Annotated in this window: 1 protein-coding gene; it reads left to right on the top strand. The window is 54.9% G+C overall.

Going from position 1 to position 319, the window contains the following annotated elements:
- Window positions 1–104: 104 nt before the first annotated feature.
- On the top strand, window positions 105–319 hold a 215-nt coding region (locus FDX22_RS27300; RefSeq protein ID WP_146718063.1), incomplete at its 3' end, for a putative phage tail protein.

Genomic DNA, 319 nt, shown 5'->3' with positions numbered 1-319 from the left:
GAAGCAATTTCGATTGCCGCAGGGGAGCGCAGCCACACGCTGATTTCACCTGCTGTCGATACGCCGATCGCGAAGAATGAACTGGCTGTCATGGGGGATATCGTATGGGCGTAAGTGAAGATGATTATGTCCAGTTGCTCTCTGCTCTCTTGCCACCGGGGCCTGCATGGTCACCTGAAGATGTCGCGATAAAGGGGGCTGCACCGTCGCTGCTCAGGGTTCACCAGCGCGCTGACGATCTTATGCTGGAACTTGACCCCAGAACTACCACCGAGCTGATCAATCGCTGGGAAAAATGCTGTGGACTTCCTGATGAATG

Source organism: Citrobacter sp. TBCS-14, assembly GCF_005280805.1.
In the GTDB taxonomy this organism is placed as follows: Bacteria; Pseudomonadota; Gammaproteobacteria; order Enterobacterales; family Enterobacteriaceae; genus Citrobacter; species Citrobacter gillenii.
This window is presented reverse-complemented; position numbering and strand designations above follow the sequence as displayed.